At 37.6% G+C, this 19,979-nt stretch carries 22 protein-coding genes; 16 read left to right on the top strand and 6 right to left on the bottom strand.

Going from position 1 to position 19,979, the window contains the following annotated elements; genetic code table 11:
* The first annotated feature begins 195 nt into the window (after positions 1-195).
* Positions 196-1,104 carry a helix-turn-helix domain-containing protein gene (locus tag DWW91_RS10505; protein ID WP_122327654.1) on the top strand — a complete coding sequence of 303 codons (909 nt, stop codon included), beginning with the start codon at positions 196-198 and terminating at the stop codon, positions 1,102-1,104.
* 61 nt (positions 1,105-1,165) lie between these two features.
* Complete coding sequence (locus DWW91_RS10500) at positions 1,166-1,672, top strand: hypothetical protein (protein WP_010803290.1); 507 nt, start codon at positions 1,166-1,168, stop codon at positions 1,670-1,672.
* Positions 1,673-1,756: 84 nt separating this feature from the next.
* On the opposite strand, the gene DWW91_RS10495 is transcribed toward DWW91_RS10500, so the two are convergent.
* The 3 genes from DWW91_RS10495 to DWW91_RS10485 all read right to left on the bottom strand — a co-directional run bounded on the left by DWW91_RS10495 (position 1,757) and on the right by DWW91_RS10485 (position 4,294).
* A complete protein-coding gene (locus DWW91_RS10495) occupies positions 1,757-2,653 on the bottom strand; it encodes an AraC family transcriptional regulator (protein ID WP_122327653.1) in 897 nt (298 codons plus the stop codon).
* A 65-nt stretch (positions 2,654-2,718) separates the two neighbouring features.
* Positions 2,719-3,231, bottom strand: a complete 513-nt coding sequence (locus DWW91_RS10490) for a cupin domain-containing protein (RefSeq protein ID WP_122327652.1) — start codon at positions 3,229-3,231, stop codon at positions 2,719-2,721.
* Positions 3,232-3,376: 145 nt separating this feature from the next.
* The gene (locus tag DWW91_RS10485; protein WP_122327651.1) at positions 3,377-4,294 is read right to left on the bottom strand and encodes a cation diffusion facilitator family transporter; all 918 of its coding nucleotides are present in this window, start codon (positions 4,292-4,294) and stop codon (positions 3,377-3,379) included.
* A gap of 557 nt (positions 4,295-4,851) precedes the next feature.
* On the opposite strand from DWW91_RS10485, the gene DWW91_RS10480 reads away from it, so the two are divergent.
* The 14 genes from DWW91_RS10480 (at position 4,852) to DWW91_RS10410 (ending at position 18,344) form a co-directional block, all read left to right on the top strand.
* Positions 4,852-5,964, top strand: coding sequence for an MraY family glycosyltransferase (locus tag DWW91_RS10480; RefSeq protein ID WP_122327650.1), 1,113 nt, complete (start codon positions 4,852-4,854; stop codon positions 5,962-5,964).
* 136 nt (positions 5,965-6,100) lie between these two features.
* Complete coding sequence (locus DWW91_RS10475; RefSeq protein WP_122327859.1) at positions 6,101-6,415, top strand: nucleotidyltransferase domain-containing protein; 315 nt, start codon at positions 6,101-6,103, stop codon at positions 6,413-6,415.
* A complete protein-coding gene (locus DWW91_RS10470; RefSeq protein ID WP_122327649.1) occupies positions 6,412-6,813 on the top strand; it encodes a HEPN domain-containing protein in 402 nt (133 codons plus the stop codon). The genes DWW91_RS10475 and DWW91_RS10470 overlap by 4 nt, the downstream gene beginning before the upstream one ends.
* A 422-nt stretch (positions 6,814-7,235) precedes the next feature.
* The gene (locus DWW91_RS10460; RefSeq protein WP_122327647.1) at positions 7,236-7,874 is read left to right on the top strand and encodes an acetyltransferase; all 639 of its coding nucleotides are present in this window, start codon (positions 7,236-7,238) and stop codon (positions 7,872-7,874) included.
* A gap of 7 nt (positions 7,875-7,881) precedes the next feature.
* The gene (neuB, locus tag DWW91_RS10455; RefSeq protein ID WP_122327646.1) at positions 7,882-8,895 is read left to right on the top strand and encodes an N-acetylneuraminate synthase; all 1,014 of its coding nucleotides are present in this window, start codon (positions 7,882-7,884) and stop codon (positions 8,893-8,895) included.
* A 174-nt stretch (positions 8,896-9,069) separates the two neighbouring features.
* A complete protein-coding gene (locus tag DWW91_RS28385) occupies positions 9,070-9,582 on the top strand; it encodes a GDSL-type esterase/lipase family protein (protein ID WP_122327645.1) in 513 nt (170 codons plus the stop codon).
* Positions 9,579-10,727, top strand: a complete 1,149-nt coding sequence (gene neuC, locus DWW91_RS10445) for a UDP-N-acetylglucosamine 2-epimerase (protein ID WP_122327644.1) — start codon at positions 9,579-9,581, stop codon at positions 10,725-10,727. Before DWW91_RS28385 ends, neuC begins: the two co-directional genes overlap by 4 nt.
* 5 nt (positions 10,728-10,732) lie before the next feature.
* On the top strand, positions 10,733-11,422 hold the full coding sequence (locus tag DWW91_RS10440) for a cytidylyltransferase domain-containing protein (RefSeq protein ID WP_122327643.1): 690 nt from the start codon (positions 10,733-10,735) through the stop codon (positions 11,420-11,422).
* 183 nt (positions 11,423-11,605) lie between these two features.
* A complete protein-coding gene (locus tag DWW91_RS10435) occupies positions 11,606-13,057 on the top strand; it encodes a lipopolysaccharide biosynthesis protein (RefSeq protein ID WP_122327642.1) in 1,452 nt (483 codons plus the stop codon).
* A 94-nt stretch (positions 13,058-13,151) separates the two neighbouring features.
* Positions 13,152-14,255 carry a hypothetical protein gene (locus tag DWW91_RS10430; protein WP_122327641.1) on the top strand — a complete coding sequence of 368 codons (1,104 nt, stop codon included), beginning with the start codon at positions 13,152-13,154 and terminating at the stop codon, positions 14,253-14,255.
* The gene (locus tag DWW91_RS10425; RefSeq protein ID WP_122327640.1) at positions 14,255-15,178 is read left to right on the top strand and encodes a hypothetical protein; all 924 of its coding nucleotides are present in this window, start codon (positions 14,255-14,257) and stop codon (positions 15,176-15,178) included. The genes DWW91_RS10430 and DWW91_RS10425 overlap by 1 nt, the downstream gene beginning before the upstream one ends.
* 26 nt (positions 15,179-15,204) lie before the next feature.
* On the top strand, positions 15,205-16,119 hold the full coding sequence (locus DWW91_RS10420; protein ID WP_122327639.1) for a glycosyltransferase family 2 protein: 915 nt from the start codon (positions 15,205-15,207) through the stop codon (positions 16,117-16,119).
* A 222-nt stretch (positions 16,120-16,341) separates the two neighbouring features.
* The gene (locus DWW91_RS10415) at positions 16,342-17,109 is read left to right on the top strand and encodes a glycosyltransferase family 2 protein (protein ID WP_122327858.1); all 768 of its coding nucleotides are present in this window, start codon (positions 16,342-16,344) and stop codon (positions 17,107-17,109) included.
* A 2-nt stretch (positions 17,110-17,111) separates the two neighbouring features.
* Positions 17,112-18,344 (top strand): NAD(P)/FAD-dependent oxidoreductase, encoded by a 1,233-nt coding sequence (locus tag DWW91_RS10410; RefSeq protein WP_122327638.1) that lies wholly within the window; start codon positions 17,112-17,114, stop codon positions 18,342-18,344.
* Between the two features lie 178 nt (positions 18,345-18,522).
* Here DWW91_RS10410 and DWW91_RS10405 read toward each other — a convergent pair whose 3' ends face one another.
* Genes DWW91_RS10405 through DWW91_RS10395 form a run of 3 tightly spaced genes read right to left on the bottom strand, consistent with a single transcriptional unit; the run spans position 18,523 to position 19,778 of the window.
* Positions 18,523-18,837, bottom strand: a complete 315-nt coding sequence (locus tag DWW91_RS10405) for a hypothetical protein (RefSeq protein ID WP_122327637.1) — start codon at positions 18,835-18,837, stop codon at positions 18,523-18,525.
* Positions 18,838-18,849: 12 nt separating this feature from the next.
* A complete protein-coding gene (locus DWW91_RS10400; protein WP_122327636.1) occupies positions 18,850-19,314 on the bottom strand; it encodes a glucosaminidase domain-containing protein in 465 nt (154 codons plus the stop codon).
* 20 nt (positions 19,315-19,334) lie between these two features.
* Positions 19,335-19,778, bottom strand: a complete 444-nt coding sequence (locus DWW91_RS10395) for an HU family DNA-binding protein (RefSeq protein WP_010803308.1) — start codon at positions 19,776-19,778, stop codon at positions 19,335-19,337.
* Positions 19,779-19,979 lie beyond the last annotated feature (201 nt).

Raw genomic sequence — 19,979 nt, 5'->3', positions numbered from 1 at the left:
ACTGGGACAAATGTAGACGAAAGGAACATAGCCGTAGTGCCCCATTTCTCTCCAAGGATGTCTTATTTTCCCCCACCATCGCTTTTTTACGCTAATTTTATACACCCATGCGGAATACAGAACATCAAAGTAGTGAAATAGAACATCTTAGTTGTCCGGTTATTCGCCAAATTTGCAAAAACAAAAATAGAGTATATGGAAAATGAAGAAATCAAAACTGTCAGTATAGAAGACTTTAAGACCAACGAGCACATCATCGATTATATAGATGACGATTTTGCAATAGTGAACAGCCTGGAAGGAGCTCCAACCGGTAATGATACGGTACGATTAGATTGTTTTCTCCTGGCTATTTGCGTGGAAGGCTGCATTCAGCTGGATATAAACCGCAAAACTTATCAATTGGAAGATGGCGACCTTTTACTTGGCCTTCCCAACACCATCATCAGCCATATTATGTTAAGTCCCAGGAATAAAATCAGGCTTGCCGGTTTCTCCACCCGCTTCCTGCAGCGTGTCCTCAAAATGGAGAAAGTGACATGGAATACAGCCATCTATATACATAATAATCCGATAAAGCGCGTTGGTGAAAACAAAAATGAAATCTTCTTTTATTACAGGGATTTAATCGTTGCAAAGATAAACGACGATCCTCATCATTATCATAAAGAAGTAATACAGCATCTGTTTTCCGCACTTTTCTGTGAGATGCTGGGGGCTCTCCACAAAGAAGCCATCGAACTGGGAGAGGTCGGACATGCGAAAGAAGGGATTAAACAGGCTGATTATATTTTCCGGAAATTCGCTGAAAAGTTATCGGCAGACAATGGTATGCACCGTTCGGTATCTTATTTTGCCGATGCGCTCTTTTACAGTCCCAAATATCTGTCGAAAGTCGTCAAGAAAACATGTGGAAGGACACCTTTGGAACTAATCAACGAAACAGCCATCGAGCATATCAAACACCGCCTGAAACACTCCGACAAATCCATCAAAGAAATTGCAGAAGAGTTCAACTTCCCCAACCAATCCTTCTTCGGCAAGTTTGTAAAAGCTCACACCGGTATGTCCCCCGCACGTTATCGTGATGCGAGGGTGGAATAGTTTGTTGTTTTTTGCTATATTTGCTGAGTAATAACCTTTGAACACTATTAAACAGAAGATCATGAAAGAATTTGAAGAAGCACTAGTTTGCAAATGTAAGAATGAGAGAATACCTGAAGAATTCAATTACTTCGGAAAAGTCATTGGCGAATGGGACCTCGACTGGAACGACCGACTCAATACCTCCACCCCACGTCGTGTGAAAGGCGAATGGATATTCTCATGGGTACTCGACGGTATGGCCGTACAAGACGTTTTCATTGTCCCTTCAAGAGCAGAGCGGCTCACTGATATTCAGCCCGATGCCGCCTACGGGACCACCATCCGCCTGTTCAACATCGAAAGACAAGTTTGGGAAATATTCTACGGATGCCCCGAAGAATGTGCACGTCTCGAAGCACGCAAGGAAGGTGACGAAATCATCCTCACTGAAATAACCTCAAAAGCTATGAAATGGATTTTCTCCGATATCACCGATAATTCATTCACCTGGCGAAGCATTGCCAAAAGCCCCGCCGGAGATTGGATTACACTCGCAAGAGTCTACGCTACCCGCAAAAAGAAATAAAAACAGCAATCTTTCATAATAACAAATGGCATGCAAATTAAAATTATTTATTCAATCTGCATGCCATTCATTATTTCTCATACTTTAGTTCTGCGCCCGGTACTCGTTCGGAGAAGTTCCTACGCACTTCTTGAAAAGACGGGTGAAATGCTGCGGATACTTAAATCCCATTTCATAAGCTATTTCGCTGATAGAACGGCTGGTGTCGAGCACCTTTTCCTTCGCCATGTCAATCAACATCAACTGTATATGTTCCTGAGCCGATTTGCCTGTTTCCTTTTTAATCAAGTCGCCCAGGTAATTTGCGGAAAGATGTAACTGGTCTGCACAATATTGCACAGACGGCAACCCAATCTCTTGTGGCTTATCCGACAGGAAATAGTCGTTCAATATCTTCTCGAACTTCGACAATGTATCTTTATTTACATTCTCGCGGGTAATAAACTGACGGTCATAGAAGCGCAAGCAGTAGTTGAGCAACAGTTCGATATTGGAAACAATCAGCATCCGGCTGTGTTTATCGATCCCCCTGGACAGTTCCAGTTCTATATTCTTCAGGCAATCGATTACAATTTGCCGCTCCTGTTCCGACAAGTGGAGAGCCTCATATACTTCATAGGAGAAGAAATTATAATTCTTTATATTGCGTCCGAGTGTCGTCCCCCGAATCAAATCCGGATGAAACAACAACGCCCACCCTTTCGGCTTTATCACCTCTCCGTCATTCGACACACCAACCACCTGGCCCGGCCCCGTGAAAACCATCGTACCTTCCTGGTAATCATAATAATTACGCCCGTATTGCAAGTCGCCGCATTTTACCTCTTTCAGGAAGACTGCATAAAAGCCGTAACTCATCCGGGCACGTTTTATGCCCGCTACTTTCGAGAAGTCGATCACGCTAACCAGCGGGTGCAACGTTTCCTGCCCTATCAGGTCATTATACTGGCAGATATGATCCATTTTTTCTATTTCAGCCATAGTCTTTCCTTTTAAATGTTTCAGTACAAAGTTAATAGATTTTTGTTATATCAGTCAAACTTCAACTATTTTACAGCCTCCGTATATTCCTCATCAGTCACTTCCCCAAGCCATTCCGCGCTGTTTTCGCTTACCTTCGGAGTGATTCCGATATGTGTAAAACGGCTGTCGGGTGCAGCACCATGCCAGTGGACAGTATTGGCCGGAATATTTACCACATCGCCCGGTTGCAGGCGTTGGGCCGGTTTGCCTCTTTCCTGGTAATAGCCGACTCCTTCAGTACAAAGCAGGATTTGTCCTACTGCGTGGGAATGCCAGTTGTTGCGGGTGCCGGGAGCGAAAGTTACATTATAAATGTTACAATCATATTCCGGTTGTGTGGAAAGCATCTTCAGCCAGGCATCGCCGCTGAAGTTAGCAGTAATAGGATTGCCCAGTCCCAATACCGGTTCTTTTACCTGAGTTTTATCTTCCATTGTTTCTACTGTTTGATTATTTCCGTTATTGTTTTTACTGTTGCACACATTCACTGCAAAGAGTGCCATGCAAATCAGGATAATTACTGAATTATTTTTCATACGCTTCCTTATTTAATGGTATTTTATCATCTTCCTTTCGATGCTGCAAAAATAAGGAAACAGTGACAACCAGACTGTAGATGGATTACAGATATTTATACCCAAATTACGGATTACCATTGGGATAGTAACACACGTCGACAGATTATTCTACCATCCCCTTGTCGATACCAAACTTCTCATCCGTCTGACATTTCCCGGCAGGTTCCACATGGACTAGAATATCATATACATTATCTATCGAGTTTTCGATACTTTTCTCTACTGCATCGGCTATTTCATGAGCTTGCATAAGAGTCATCTGGGGGTCGACTTCTATATCAAGGGTGATATTATACAGGTTTCCTATCATCCTCGACCTAACCCGGTGAGGATTACCTGCACCGGGCACTTTCTCCACGGCTTCGAATATCTTATTATATATATTGACATCTTTCACGCCGTCCATCAGCTCCACATTCGAATCCATGAAGATGCCGACAGATGATTTTATAATGAAGAGACTTATTATTAACCCGGTAATTGAATCGAGTATCGGCAGTTTAAATATAAAAGTAAATATCAACCCCAATAAAACCCCGGATGAAATAATAACATCATTACGCATATTGATAGCATTTGCCGTCAGCATGGAACTATTGATTTTCTTTCCTTGCTTATACTGATACAACGCCAGCAGGAGCTTGCCGGCAATAGAAAAGACAGTAACATATATAGCAATAGCAGACGGTATCTCTTTTACCTCGTCCGAAAAAATACTTTCCACAGACGACAACAGCATCTGCATACCGGCATAAAATATCACGAGCGACAGAATCTTCGTTGCAATACTCTCCGCTTTTTCATAGCCGAACACATACTTTTTAGAAGGTGGCCGGCTCATAATCCGCGCCGTAAAAATCATCACAACAGAAATAATTACATCTGTCGCCGAATCGATACCGTCCCCCAATACGGCTAAACTGCCAGCCAATAAACCTACAATAATTTTCGATACGGAAAGTACAGCGTTACCAATCGTGCTTATCCATGATGTTCTTATCAATATTTTCTCCCGTGACATATCTTTGCCTTATTAAGTAAATAGATTTTACAAACAGGGGATAAATATAAGCATAATATATCTGCCCGCACAGCCAAACGATACAACTATTTTCCCTTATTGGTTTTAATTTACCCTAATTTTCAACACATCCTGTTTCCCAGCTACTTATCAAGCATAAAACTTTATAAAAGCCCATTCCAACATTCTTTACTTTTACATAGTTATTGTATTTTTTATATCATTATATAAGATAAAAGATTTAAACAAAACCAGCTATAAAACAAATCGAAATATAGAATATAAATAAATAGCTATCAATATATTACAATAAAAACAAATGACTAAAATAATCGATCGTTTATTTTAGTCTGTGCAAAGGTATGAATTATTTTTATATCCACAAGACATATATTTTTTATAAAAATTGATTTTCAAAGTATTAAATATTTTTTAACATAAGGTTAAAAAACACATAATGATGACTAGAAAAAACGATCGTTTTTTCTAGTCATTTTTCGTTAGCACACACATGTGACTGACGAACTTTGTCGTGTCCAATAACTAGTATTAATGTAATGGCTTACCTACTTATTACTTTATCGTTATTCATATCAATAATCCTTTCAAGGCTTATTATTCCGCGTATTCTGGTAGTTGCACACCGAAAAAAACTGTTCGATATACCTGATGAACGAAAAGTCCATAGTGGAATAATTCCCCGATTGGGTGGTGTTTCATTTGTTCCCACCATCCTGTTTTCGTTAGCCTTTGTCACCGGATTAAGGTATATTGTCGGACTTGAAATAGCCATTGACAAGCTTAATTTCATAATTCCCGAATTTTACTTCATGGTCTGTGGTCTGATGTTATTGTATTTATCAGGTATAAAAGACGATTTGGTAGGACTACGCTATCGAAGCAAATTCATCATACAGACCATAGTCGCCTGCTTCATTCCTCTGTCAGGTTTGTGGATCAACAACCTGTACGGCCTTTTCGGTATCCACGAACTTACACCCTGGCTAGGTATCCCCTTCACTATCTTCCTAACCGTATTCATTGTCAATGCCATTAATCTGATAGACGGTATTGACGGTCTGGCATCAGGACTAAGTAGCATATCGTTGCTCGCACTCGGTAGCCTGTACATCTATTACGAACAATGGGTCTATGCCATGTTTGCTTTTTCTACATTGGGGGTGTTACTTCCTTTCTTCTATTATAATGTATTCGGACAGGCCGACCGTTGCAAAAAAATATTCATGGGTGATACCGGTAGCCTGACATTAGGTTATATACTTGCCTTTTTAGCTATCGCTTATACCAACAACAATTCCGAAAGAGCTCCTTATACCGAAGGAGCCATCGTCGTTGCCTTTTCAACATTGATTGTTCCCATATTCGATGTGTTCCGGGTCATATTGGTACGTGCCCGAAATCATAAAGGGTTATTCAATGCAGACAGAAACCATATACATCATAAATTTTTGGATATGGGCTTCAGTCCGCGCAAAGCAATGATCAGCATATTGGCGATGGCATTATCTTTCAGTGTCATCAATATGACATTAATATCCTATGTAAATAACAATGTTTTGTTTATAATGGATATTGTTGTTTGGGTTGGGTTGAATTTGTGGTTTGATCGGATTAGGGACAGGAAGCAAAAACTGAAGAAAAGAATTTAAGCCACCAGAAATTAGTTCGGATAGTAGAAAAACCGAAAAGGTTATGTTGAATGAAATTAGGTGGACATTTATGCGCAAGTTTGGTATACATTATTTATCTTTGCGTCAAGTGAAAAAATATAATGCCATAAAATTTATGAGAACGGATGTGTTAAATCGAATAAAAGAGACCTTGCGTAAGGTCGTACCGACTGGAGGGCATGCTTTTTTGTATGGCTCGCAAGCAAGAAACGAAGCACGTCCGGATTCGGATTGGGATATATTGATCTTGTTGGACAAACCGAAAATCGAGGCGGAGGATTATGACAATGTATCTTATCCTTTGGTGGAGCTAGGCTGGTCGTTAAACGAGTGCGTCAGCCCGGTACTTTACACCTTGAAAGATTGGATGAAATACCACTTCTCCCCCTTTGTTCACAACGTAAAAGATGAGGGAATACGATTACTATGAGCTTAAGTACAGAAGATATAACAGCAGTTGTCGCTTATCGTAAAGAGAAGGCGCACGCAACCTTGCGAGAAGTAGAAGATATGATTGCTACGGAACATTGGAACTTGGCTGTCCAACGAATGTATTACGCTTGTTTTTATATGGCTTCCGCATTGTTGCTCAGCACTGGACTCAAGGCGCAAACCCATAACGGGGTAGTCGGTCAATTAGGATTGAATTATGTTTCTAAAGGCCTATTGACGAAAGATGAAGGTCGATTATATTCTCGTTTGTTGCAATACCGCATTACCGGAGATTATAACGATTTTTTTGATTTTGAGTGTGAGGATGTGTTGCCCTTGTTGGAACCCACACGCAAATTATTAACCAAACTTGAAAGCCTGATTGTTCACCCATAATAAAAAATAGGCTATTGCTTAAAAGATCGATCTTCGCAGTGAATTAAACGCCTTTCCAACATATTAAAGGTATTCTTTGCTAGAGAACGTAGTTGTGATGATGCCGGATTTACTCCGACTTACCACAGTGTGATTGAGACAGTGAAGCTTCATGGCAGTTCTTTTTGGAACTTCATCGGAACTTTTTTCAAAAATATCTTTAACAGGTGCAGGGATTATGTTAACATGGTTCCTAAAAAAATTACTTTGGCTACAAGCTGATGTTAAATTTAATACTAATTAATCAACAAAATTCAGTTTAGGGCACACTTATGTGCCCCTTCAAAGGGTACATCCTAAATTAAGTACATACGAGAGTGAATAAGTTATTAAACAATAAAGTTAAATTGGACTCATAACGAGTCTGGAATCATTGCTTGCATATGAAAAATCTAATAATAATTGGAGCTGGAGGTTATGCGAAATCTGTGCTTGATTCTGTAGACTACATGAATTTCCGAATGATTGGATTTATAGATGATATAAAACGTATAGGATCGGAACATCTTGGATATCCGATTATAGGGAATACTATAGATTGTGTGAATAAGCCCGAAGATTGTGTGTATTTCGTTGCTATAGGAAATAATCGAAAACGAAAAGTCTGGTTTAACAAATTAAAGGAGCGGCAACTGTCCCTTATTAATGTGATTGATAAATCAGCTATTGTATCTCAGTATTCGACCATAGGTGAAGGCAGTTTCATTGGCAAGTTGGCTATTGTAAATCACGGAGCCTCCGTTGGAGATAATTGCGTTATCAATACACGGGCTCTTTTGGAGCATGGTTGTAGAATTGAGAATCACGTCAATATTTCAACTAATTGTACATTAAATGGTGATGTTGTCTGTGAAGAAGGTAGTTTTATCGGATCTGGCGTTGTCTGCAATGGACAACTCACTATTGGTGAATGGGGACTTGTTGGATCTGGTGCTGTTGTCATTAAGGATGTAAGGCCTCATACGACTGTCGTTGGCTGTCCCGCAAAAGAAATCGAATCTAAAAGTCACAAATATAATTGATCGAAAAATGAAACACATTTATATAATTGCAGAAATAGGATGTAACCATTGTGGTGATCCTGTTTGCGCTAAGGTAATGATAGAGAAAGCTAAAGCATGCGGTGTTGATGCGGTCAAATTCCAAACATTTAAAGCGGCAGAACTTATCTCCAAGTATGCCCCTAAGGCTGATTATCAGAAAAAGACTACTGGTAGTGATGAAAATCAATTGGAAATGACTCGTAAACTAGAACTGCCATATGATGAGTTTATAAAACTTCGTGATTATGCCATAAGTATTGGTCTTGATGTTTTCTCGACTCCTTTTGATATGGATTCTATAGACTTTTTGGAGAAAAGTGGACAGGCTATCTGGAAAATACCTTCAGGAGAAGTAACAAATCTTCCTTTTTTAGAACGTATAGCTAAATACAAGATTCAAGGAAAGAAGATCATTCTTTCTACGGGTATGTGTACTATGAAGGAAGTACATCGAGCTGTTGATGTTATATGTAAGTATGAAGATCCTAAAAACCTTGTGGTGCTTCATTGCAATACGGAGTATCCCACTCCTGATGAAGACGTAAATCTCAGTGGCATTGACACGCTTCATGAAGAATTACCGGGGATAGAGATAGGATTCTCTGATCATTCCGTTGGTTATCTTGCAGCTATTGGCGCTTGTATGAAAAATATTGTTCTTATTGAGAAGCATTTTACTTTAGACAGGAATCTTCCGGGACCTGATCATAAAGCTTCAGCGACACCGGAAGAACTTAAAGCTCTTTGTGAGAATGTTCGTAGGATTGAGATTATGGCAGGAACTGGGGGGAAAAGGGTAACTGAATCAGAAAAACGAAACATAAATATAGCCCGTAAGTCTATTGTTGCTCGTAAAATAATCAAGAGGGGGGAAATTTTCACAGAGCAGAATATAACGTGTAAACGTCCGGGGAATGGTATAAGTCCTATGGAATGGTACAATGTGCTTGGTACAATAGCTGTTCGCGATTTTGAAGAGGATGAACTGATAGAAAGATAAAGTAATAAACGTAAATTAGTTCATTGGAGTTCTATACAATTTGTAAATTTCAATTATAGGATATGAAATGAGATGTGGAACTTTTTCAGTAATAATTATTTAAAGATATAACTATGCATAAAAAACTATTTACTATAGCAAAACAATACTTTTTATCGCAATGATAGTAATACTATCTGCCTTATAGGACACTCCCAAATCGATAATTGGGATATTCAAGAAATAGCGGGATATAATGTTCAGAATTGTGGTATTCGTGGAATATCATCTTTTGAGTATGAGGAGTATATTCTTGCAGAGAATATACTCCAATGTAATGCCGAAGTTTATCTTGTTATGCATGGTACTAACGACATCGTGACCGATCATTCTGACAAGGAGATAATCGAAAGTATTTCTCATACTTTCGATTACATAGAGATGCGCCAACCTCGCGCTAAGATTTATTTTCTTTCATGTGCTCATGTTAATGGACACTTGGATAAAAATAATAAAAGAATAACAGAACTAAATGAAAAACTGTTTGACAGTTTCCGGTCGAGAGTCGTCTTCATTAATGTGTGTGATCTAGATGATGAATTCAGAGATTTAAGATCCGAATACACAAAGGATGGATTGCACTTCTCGGATAAGGGATACGTGAAGTTGAAAGATATTGTAGAAAAAGTAATAACTATAAAAGAATGAAAAGGTATAAAGTCGCTTTTGCGGCAGGTTCTCGTGCTGATTACGGAATTGTTCGTAACTATATTAGCAAACTCAATATTGATCCAGAGATTGAATTTTCGGTATTGGCTACAGGCGCTCTACTTGATGATAATTTTGGGAATGCAATAAGGATTGTTGAACAAGACGGTTTTAATATAGAACATATATGTAGGGTAAGCAACAATATGACCGCATTTTCAGATACGATTAGCACTATGGCAACTGTCCTTGGAGATTTTGGTCTTTATTTTCAGAATAATCGTTATGACCTGCTTATTATACTTGGTGATCGTTACGAAATTTATGCGCTTACTATAGCTGCAGCTATGCAACGTATCCCTATATTACATCTACATGGAGGTGAGATAACTCTTTCCAATTATGATGAGTTTATCCGTCATAGCATTACTAAGATGAGCGCATATCATATTACTAGTACAGAAGAATACCGTCATCGTGTTATTCAATTAGGAGAAAGACCTGAAACCGTATTTTATCTTGGAGCTCTTGGTGCCGAGAATTGCTTGAACATTGATATAAACAATGTTCCGGAGGAACTTCGTGATTTCAACAATGGTTTCACAGTCCTTTTCCATCCAGAGACGCTTAATGTAATCTCTCCAGCTGACCAAATAGAGGAAATATTGAATGCTGTCGAATTTTATACTATTGACTACAATTTTGTGTTTATAGGTAGTAATGCAGATACTTATAGTGATCAGATCACACGCCATATTTATGAATTTTGTGAGAAACATGACACTTGCCGTTTTTATAGCAACCTTCATCCAGATGGGTATCATCATGTTGTAAAGCAATCCATTGCTCTTATTGGTAATAGTAGCTCTGGCATCATAGAGGTACCCTCTCTAGGAAGTTATACCATAAACATAGGAGATCGTCAGACAGGTCGGGTAAAGAGTAAAAGCATACTTGATGTTCGTTGTGATGAAATTGAAATAAGAAGAGCGATTGATTATACGATTAATCACAAGGATGAACCTGTTACTGATACACCTTATTACAAGCCAAATACATCTGATGGCTATTATAACATCACAAAACGGATTCTTTTGGATGTTGATAAACTTTGTTATAAGAAGTTTTACGATATCAAATTTTGAGAAACATGAGACGATTAGCAATTATCCCTGCCAGATGTGGATCCAAGGGATTAAAAGATAAGAATATAACGGACCTTTGTGGTAAACCTCTTATTGTTTATAGTATTGAAGCCGCACTTCTGTCTGGAATTTTCAATAAAATTCTTGTTTCTACAGATTCAGAGTATTATGCTGACATCTCACGTCAATATGGTGCAGACGTAATTATGAGGGGAGAAGCACAAAGTAATGATGAAGCTACCACTTTCGATGTGCTTATGGATCTTTTCAATAGATTGGATGAGGAGTATGATTACTTCACATTACTTCAACCGACTTCGCCTTTACGTAATGCGCAACATGTAAAAGAAGCAGCTTGGCTTTTTGAATCACGTATTAAGGAGTTCGATTTCCTTGTGTCAATGAAAGAGTCGGAGCATACAAAAGTGTTGGTAAACCCAATTGGAGAGGACGGCAGCTTAAGATATTTTGATACAGATTTCTCAACCTATCGTCGTCAAGGGTTCAAGGATTATTCCCCCAATGGAGCCATTTTTATTGGAAAACCCTTGGAATATCTTCAACATAGGCATTTCTTTGGAGCAAGGAGTATTGCATACATAATGTCTGCAGAAGACTCTGTAGACATAGATAGTGCTTTAGACTTAGATTTAGCCAAGGTACTAATTACTCGGAAGTGTATAGATAAATTATAAGACTGTAGATAAAGTGATTTTTCTATTTTCGATTTATTTCCTCTGTCAAACTCTTATCCCTGAAATGAAAATAAATCGTTGTATGAGAAAAATGTTATGGCACAATACCTTTACAGATGCCATAGTAGCAAATATAAGTTTGTTGACCAAGTTCTTAATTTGGTGAGACAGTAAAGTTCTGCAATGAGTACTAGATATAATATATTAGCTCTGTTACGTTCTCCTTCATCTGTATATGTAATCTTTCGATATGGAACGTATATAGTTCAATTCTTGAATTCCATATTATTGGCAAAAGCTCTAGGTGATATCAAATATGGTATATATAGTTTTGTCTTTTTGATTATGCAATATATGTCGTATTCAAATCTAGGAATTAGTGAGTCTTTAAATACAGAATATGCGGTAAGTAAAAACGGTGATAGATGTAAAATATGGAATACGTCATGGACATTGAATTTATTGATAAATACTTTTCTGTTCATTGTGTTTGCTTTGTTAATTTCAGTAGTTTCGCTATTTAGTCACTATGAGTTCGATTCATATAGTATGCTATTGCTAATGACATGTATTGTAATTAATCTGTCTCGAATTTATATAACATATTATAGGCTACTGGGAAAGCTGATTAAATTGAATATCCAACAGTTTCTTCCTCATTTTGCACTACTTATATTAGTGTTAATTTTGTGGGATCAACTTACTGTTAGACATATTGTTATTTCTTATTTGGTAAGTAATGTGATAGCATTGATCATTTTTAGAGTGGATTTGCCCAATCCTCCTTCCTTTCAAATTGATCGATCGATTGCATCTGTTTTGCTACGGAGGGGTATTACTCTATTACTTTATAATTTGAGTTTTTATCTTCTTACGTTAGTTGCATCATCTTTAGTAAGTTTTTATTTTTCATTAGAAGAATTTGGATGTTACTCATTTGTTAATACCTTGATTCATGGTGTAATTATGGCTTGTGGAGCATTTTTGTTCATATTCTATCCTAAAATTTTGAACAGACTCTATAGTTGTGATGAAGATAAGGTTTATGAGTTGATAAGTAGAATAAGAAGTATTTATATTCTATTTATAGATTTGGTGTCTTTGTTGTCTATATTTGTTGCAATTGTTTTATCTTATTTGTTACCTCAATATAGAAATGATGTCACTATTATATTCCCTATTCTTATTTTGGGGCAGATGATTATGAGTTCTACTACTGGGCATTCAGCTTATCTGCTATCAAAAAAGAAAGAATTCAAGCTAGTTGTTTTTGGGTTCGAATCTGTTGGGGTGACATTTGTTTTAGGAATCTTATGTGGTGAATATTTTAATTCATTATATGCTTTGTCATTGGTTGTTCCTATTAGTTCTTTGTTTTATACATTCATGACAACTCGAGAATCTTTAGCAACCATGAATAAGAGTCATGCGATAACTGATGTATTGAAGGAAATATTTGCACTGAAAAAATGGTTTTCTTGTGTACTTGTTTTGATTTATGCTTTTGTTATTAACCAGTGGCATGTTATTTTGATTGGAGTAGGTATATATCTTTTTATTAATTATAAAAATCTAAGGAACTCAATCAAGGAAGGTGTGAGAATAATTTCTGATAGAAATTCTCTTCTAGTTTAGAAACTAACTCTCTTTGTGAAATATAAGGTAAGCGTTCGATGAAAGCCGTATTCTTGTCTGTTAGTCAGTTCATCCGTTATCAAAGTAAGCCCATATGAAGATAAGTAAGGTTGGTGTTTTATCCATCGTCTATTTTTTTGTCCTATTTATTTTTGCCCTTTTACCCAAAGGGTTGTCGGATTATAATGGTTATGTGCTTTTATTCATGGCAAGTGTGTATCTATGGCTGGTTCGAAACGTTGATGTTTATCGAGTTTCTTTTCTATTCAGTTTAGTTGTGTTCACCTTTTCTTTGTTTCAATCCCCCAATTTTTTGTTTGTAGTACTCGATTGTGCATTTATCTTCTATGTGATTGGTTCCGTGTATATTGGTTGCTGTTTTCCGGTAAAGGAAAGAGAAATACGTTTCATACGATTGGCTTGTGTGTTTATCTGTCTTCTTTCCGTTTTGGGAATCTTTAATCCGATAATGTATGCTGGAGACGAAGGAGATGAATTTCGGTATTTAGGGATATTTCATGGTATTACCAGTTCGGCCTGTATTTTTTCCATGGTAAGCATTGTTATTTGGGAGTTGGAAAAGAAAGAAAAAAGGCGATTAGGGATACTTGTGTCGTTGATTGTTAGTTTTTTGATTTATATGTGGGCAGCGGGGACTCGTAGTTTGTTATTTATACTACCCTATTGGCTATATCAACTATACACTCAGCGTAAGACAAGAATAATGGTTTTTGTCGCCTTGGGTATTTCCCTACTTTATTTATCCCTGTTCTCGGAACAGATTCTCGAGAAATTCCGCTTAGATGAGAACGAGGCTTCTTTAAATACACGCTCTAGCTTGTATTTACAAATAGGAATGGGAATATTAGATAATTATGTGGTGATACCCCATGGCTCATACACCGCTACTGCTGTGATCAGGCAATTTACAGGTGATTCGAGTTATTCACCTCATAACGATATATTAAAATTTATATATGAATGGGGAATACTTTTTTTCGTATTTTGTATATTACTGATGGTGAAAATCAAGAAACATGTGCGGTTGGATTTGGAATTTGTACTGATACTTGTTGCCCTAATTTCATGTTCTTTACACAATATGTTGTCCACCGTATATTTATGGATCCCATTCCTATTTATCTTGATAGCCCGCAGGAGAATTGACAAAAATGTGTATATGAAAACTAAATTATAATGAGAGAAAGAACTTTATTGGTTTTGGCAAGAAAATTCAATGATATTTTCTATTCAATTTCCACTCCTGAATGGAAAATATTTAATCGACATGTTTTAGTTATTTTTGCAAATGATATATTTGAAAAATATATTCCTTTCAGAGAACTATTCGATGATATAATCGTATTTGATTCTCCAAAAAGACGTATAAATGGAATTAATGTTATTCGGGAAATAAGGGCTAGGAAAGATGCACTAGAATGCGAGGCAGTCATCTTATCAAATATCGTACTGGTTGCAAATCAATATTTGATAAATATATCCAGATGTCGGTATATCTTTTTGCTGGAAGATGGTTTGATGAATTATTCTGATTTTCGTCCTTCTGACAGTCGGATGAAGTCTGTGGTCCAGTGGGTGTTGGGTATAAATCAACGCAAACTTATTGAACGCATTTACCGCACTTATTTATTGATTCCAGATATGGCTAGATTTTATGGAGGAGTACGAGCCATATTAAAACCGATGACAATCCAACCCATAGGAGAAAACATACTATCGAAAATCGAAGGTAAAAAAATATTTGTAGGGCAATGCCTATATCGATTTGGGTATATTTCCATAGGGGAATATAATGAACTAGTGAACAGGATCATTAAAAAGTATGACATAGATTGCTATTTACCTCACGCTTTCGCTCTTGACGAAGAACGAATAGACTGTCCAATCCTTGATCTCGGTCAGTTGGGTATCACCTTGGAATTCTTGGCTCCCCAAACCTCTTTTACGTTATATTCATTTTTCTCTTCCGTGCTCTATACCACCCGAGTTATAAATCCGGATATCAGAACGTATCAGATACATATACCAGAACTATCAATGGTATATGGAATACCTATACTTAAAGAATATTGTAGTGGAATTATAGATCCTAATTTATAGCGAATGTTTTTTAATGGTTTATTATTATGCTTGACATTTCAGTAATCATATTGACTTATAACGAGGAAAAACATATTCGTCGTTGCATTGAAAATGTTATCTCTTTTGCGAAAGAGGTATTTATCATAGACAGTTTTTCTACCGATCGCACGCTTGAAATAGCAAGGGAATACCACAATGTGCATATCTTACAAAATAAGTGGGAAAATAACTATGCCAAGCAGTTCAACTGGGGATTGGAGCATTCCGATATAACAACTCAATGGGTATTGCGACTTGACGCGGATGAATATCTCTTACCAGAATTAATACAAGAATTGTATGAGAAGTTACCGTCATTGACTCCAGACATAACAGGAGTTCTGTTTAACCGTCGCTATATTTTCATGGAAAAATGGATAAAAGGAGGTATATATCCTACGAAACTACTCCGCTTGTTTCGTTCCGGCAAAGGAATATGTGAGCAACGGCTGATGGATGAACATATACAATTATTGGAAGGATATGCTGTAGAATTTAAATATGACATGGTGGACAAAAATCTGAATGACCTTTCGTGGACGCTCCACAAACAGGTCAATTATGCTATACGTGAAGCTATTGATCTTTTAGACATTGAGATAAATCTTACTGGTACAAGGAGAATGGACAAAGACAAATATATTGGTAAGCAGGCTTATTTCAAACGCATGAAAAAACACAAATACGTTTGTCTGCCTCTGTTTTGGAGAGCTTTTGCGTTTTTTTGCTACCGTTACATCTTGCACGGTGGATTCAAGGACGGTAAAATCGGCTTTCTGTTCCATTTTATGTATTCATGGTGGTATCGGATGTTGGTAGATGCCAAGATTTTAGAGATACGGAAAGCGTGTGGCAGAGACAAAGAGAAAATTAGGGAGCATATTCTAACAAATTACAATATAGATATAGACTTTATATAGAACCTTTCTGCTTTCTCGAAATATCACTTCGGGTGTCAAAAGATAAAACTATCTATCCTGTGAATGATGAATAAATAGTCAATTATGTGCTCTGTACAAGATGGACAGATGGGTAGGATAAAGTAATTTTAAGTGATCGATTGGCGGAATATAAATAATTATGATATGCATTAGGTGATTACTAATGCGTTAGAATTAGCAGAAATTTTATTAAAATATGATATGGAAAGAGGATTGGTATCAATCATTACCCCTATGTATAAAGGGGCTAAGTTTGTTGGAGATACGATAGAATCAGTCTTGAAGCAAACTTATGCGAATTGGGAGATGATTATCGTGGATGATTGTTCTCCAGATGACGGTGCTGGTATCGCAGAAGTAAGGAAATATGTGGAGAAAGAGAAGCGCATTAAATTAATAGCTTCTCCTGTGAACAAAGGTTCGTCCGGTGCAAGAAATATAGCATTGCATGAAGCGCAGGGGAGATACATCACTTTCTTGGATTCGGATGATATTTGGTCTTCTGATTTTTTAGAATCCCAATTGAATTTCATGAAAGAAAAAAGTGCAGCATTAGTCACCGCTTCTTATCACCGAATTAACGAACAAGGGATACAAGTATTGCAACCTTTTATTGTTCCAGAGAAAGTAAATTATTGGGATATACTGAAATCTAATCCTATTTCTTGCCTCACTACAATATATGATCGTGAGGTAGTAAGTGAACACTATTTTAGGGAAGAACTGAAAAGTCTACGTGATGATTATGCCTTTTGGTTAGAGATATTGAAGGACAAGGTAGACTATGTTTATGGTAATCCGAAAATCTTGGCATCTTATCGTTTGGTTTCCACTAGCGTTACGCGTAATAGAAAAAAACTGATCAAGCCTCAATTTCTGATTTATTATCAAGTGGAGAAGCTGGGACTATTAAGAAGTATTTATTATTTTATAAATTGGGCTATAAGGAGCGTTTTTAAATATAGTTGATGATGGATTTAATTGTAGGTGCAGGTATATCAGGTATCAGTTATGCCAATTTTACAAAGAATGATTTTTTATTGATAGAAAAAGAAAACGAAGCGGGAGGATATTGCCGTACAATTAAACGAAATGGATATGTGTGGGATTATTCGGGACATTTCTTTCATTTCCAACATCCGGATATCGAAGAATATGTTTGCCGAAATCTATCTCCTTCTTCTTTGTTGAAAGTGGAAAAACACACACAGATTTATTATAAAGGTGATTATATAGATTTTCCTTTCCAGAAAAACATTCATCAATTGGATAAAGAAGATTTAATAGATTGTCTTTATGATTTATTTTCTGCAAATCATGAAAATATACAGTCTTTCAAAGAAATGGTTTATGCTAATTTGGGTAAATCAATTGCTGAAAAGTTCTTGATCCCTTATAATGAGAAATTGTATGCTTGTGATTTGGATAGATTAGATATGAATGCAATGGGACGCTTTTTCCCAAAAGCGAATAAAGAAGATATTATCTTGAACTTTCGTTCGCAAGATAATTCCTCTTATAATAGTTCTTTTACTTATCCTAAAGGCGGTGCGGTGGAATATGTTCGGTCTCTGCTGAAAAATGTAGATAGTACAAAAGTTTGCTTGAATGAAGAGCTATTAGAAATAAATATAGAGGAAAAAGTAGCGACAACTAATAAACGGAAGATAAAGTATGATCGACTGATATCTACTCAACCATTACCCTCTTTGTTAGACCAATGCCACTTGGGGTATGAATCCAATATTTTTTCATGTAACAAGGTTTTGGTATTTAACTTAGGTTTTGATTCTAAAGGCGATGATCAGAAGAATAGTTGGGTGTATGTTCCCGAAAAGGATTATATTTTTTATCGTTTGGGTTATTACGACAATATATTGGGAACAGATAAAATGTCTTTATATGTTGAAATAGGCTTTCCGGAAAACGAGATTTTATACAAAGAAGGCTTATATTTAGATCGTGTGATGAATGATTTAAAGAGGATTGGGGTGGTGACAACACAAAAGTTGGTTGATTATGAAACCGTCTTAATGAAGCCAGCTTATGTACATATTAGCAAGGAAAGCCAAGAGGCCATCTCACATTATAAGAGTATATTGAAAGAAAAAGATGTCTATTCCATAGGACGATATGGCAGTTGGACTTATTGTTCTATAGAAGATAATATACTGGAAGCAAAAGAGATGGCGTCAAAATTATGATTTTCATGTATTTAAGAAGTATAAATCGGATTGAGCCTTTGTAAAGAAAGTGATGTAGTAGTCATAAATAATTTATGACTAAAGATTACTTTAAAATAACTGGAAAAGCCTGTTATCACCCTTCCATACCAAAGAAGATAACAGACTTTTTACATAAGTGATGACGCTTTAGCAGCGCTTATGCAGTAAATAATTTGTACAACCCCCCGATCAGTCCCGCAGCCATCAGGCTGTAACCGGCAATGTCTATGGGTTCAACACGTTGTTTGGTTCCCCAGTCGCCCTGGTGGAGAACGAGAGTATCGCTCCGATCGCTGTTAGCGTCACTTCCGTCTGCTCCATCAGGAGAGACAGCAGGGTGATCGCCATCAGGAACAGGACGAGGATAGGGATGGGGACAAGGACAGTCACCGGTTGCCGGTTTTTGCTTGCGGGGAAAGATGATCCGGGCAAGGCTAGTGAGAAAGGCAAGGATTGTTTCAAGGTACTTCATGTTAATTGAAAATTATGAATTGATAATTATCCTTTCGATCGTCCGGCAAATCGACACCAACATCCTTTGATAGGCAGCACGGTTGTCGCCATTCACTTCGCTGATGTATTTACTGTAAGCGATCTCTTTGGCATAGGCCGAAGGATGGGCACTGAGCGAGGCGGCCACCGGATAAGCAGTGTGGATCAGACGGGCGAAATCCATAAAACTGTCTTTCGCTGATTCGTAAGTGCGGAACCAGAGGGAAGCATGGCCACCGTTTTCAGAAAGATCAGTCTTTTTGCCTTTCCAGAAAGCATTGGGACGTCCGTAAGCGGTGATACCGAAGAAGTTGTTATGCTCCTTTGCCAGGGTACTTTCCCCCCACCCTGTTTCGATGGCCGATTGGGCTAGGATAACAACCGGATTGATTCCGAAACATTCCCCCGCCTTTTGAGCGGGGAAAAGATATTGTTTGATAAATTCCTGTTTTAACATAACGGATAATTGATACGTTACTACTCGATTTCCGGACGGTCCGAACCACCTCCTGTAGGCGGAGTGACCGTTTCGATATCCATCTTTTCATATTTGGCATTCTTGCGGATCTCATTGAGCATGGTGCCCGGTGAGAAGACGATACGAGCCTTGTTGAAGAGGGAGACATTGAAGTCCTTTTCGTTCTCAATACCCTTGCTGCCGGCAACCATACGGAAGTTACCCAGGCGGCCCATCTGGATCACATCGCCTTCTTCCAGGCGTTCTTCCATGACGGAAAGAAGACCTTCGATGACAAGCATCACATCACCGATAAAAGCGGTGCTTCGAACAGCGATCAGATCGCAGAGCTTGTTGAAATCGAGTTTCTTCAATGAACGGACCTGTGCATAAAATAATTTGGAACCTTCGGCAGCGTCTTTGCGCATGTCGGGACGTTTTACTAAGTGAAAACTTAAAGCCATGGGGAATAATTTTTTAATTTGACAATGTGCCAATATGCCAATGGAAATGCTCCGAAAGCTATTGACGGTTAACTGGTTGGTTATCGATAACATGACAAAGATAAGGTACTGGAAAAACGGCCGTGACATGAAATGTCATCATCGGCGACGAAGGGTTTAATAAGTCCGTATAAATATATAAATAATGCGCATAAACTTTGA

Origin of the sequence: Parabacteroides sp. AF17-3 (genome assembly GCF_003635445.1) — a bacterium.
In the GTDB taxonomy this organism is placed as follows: domain Bacteria; phylum Bacteroidota; class Bacteroidia; order Bacteroidales; family Tannerellaceae; genus Parabacteroides; species Parabacteroides goldsteinii.
This window is presented reverse-complemented; position numbering and strand designations above follow the sequence as displayed.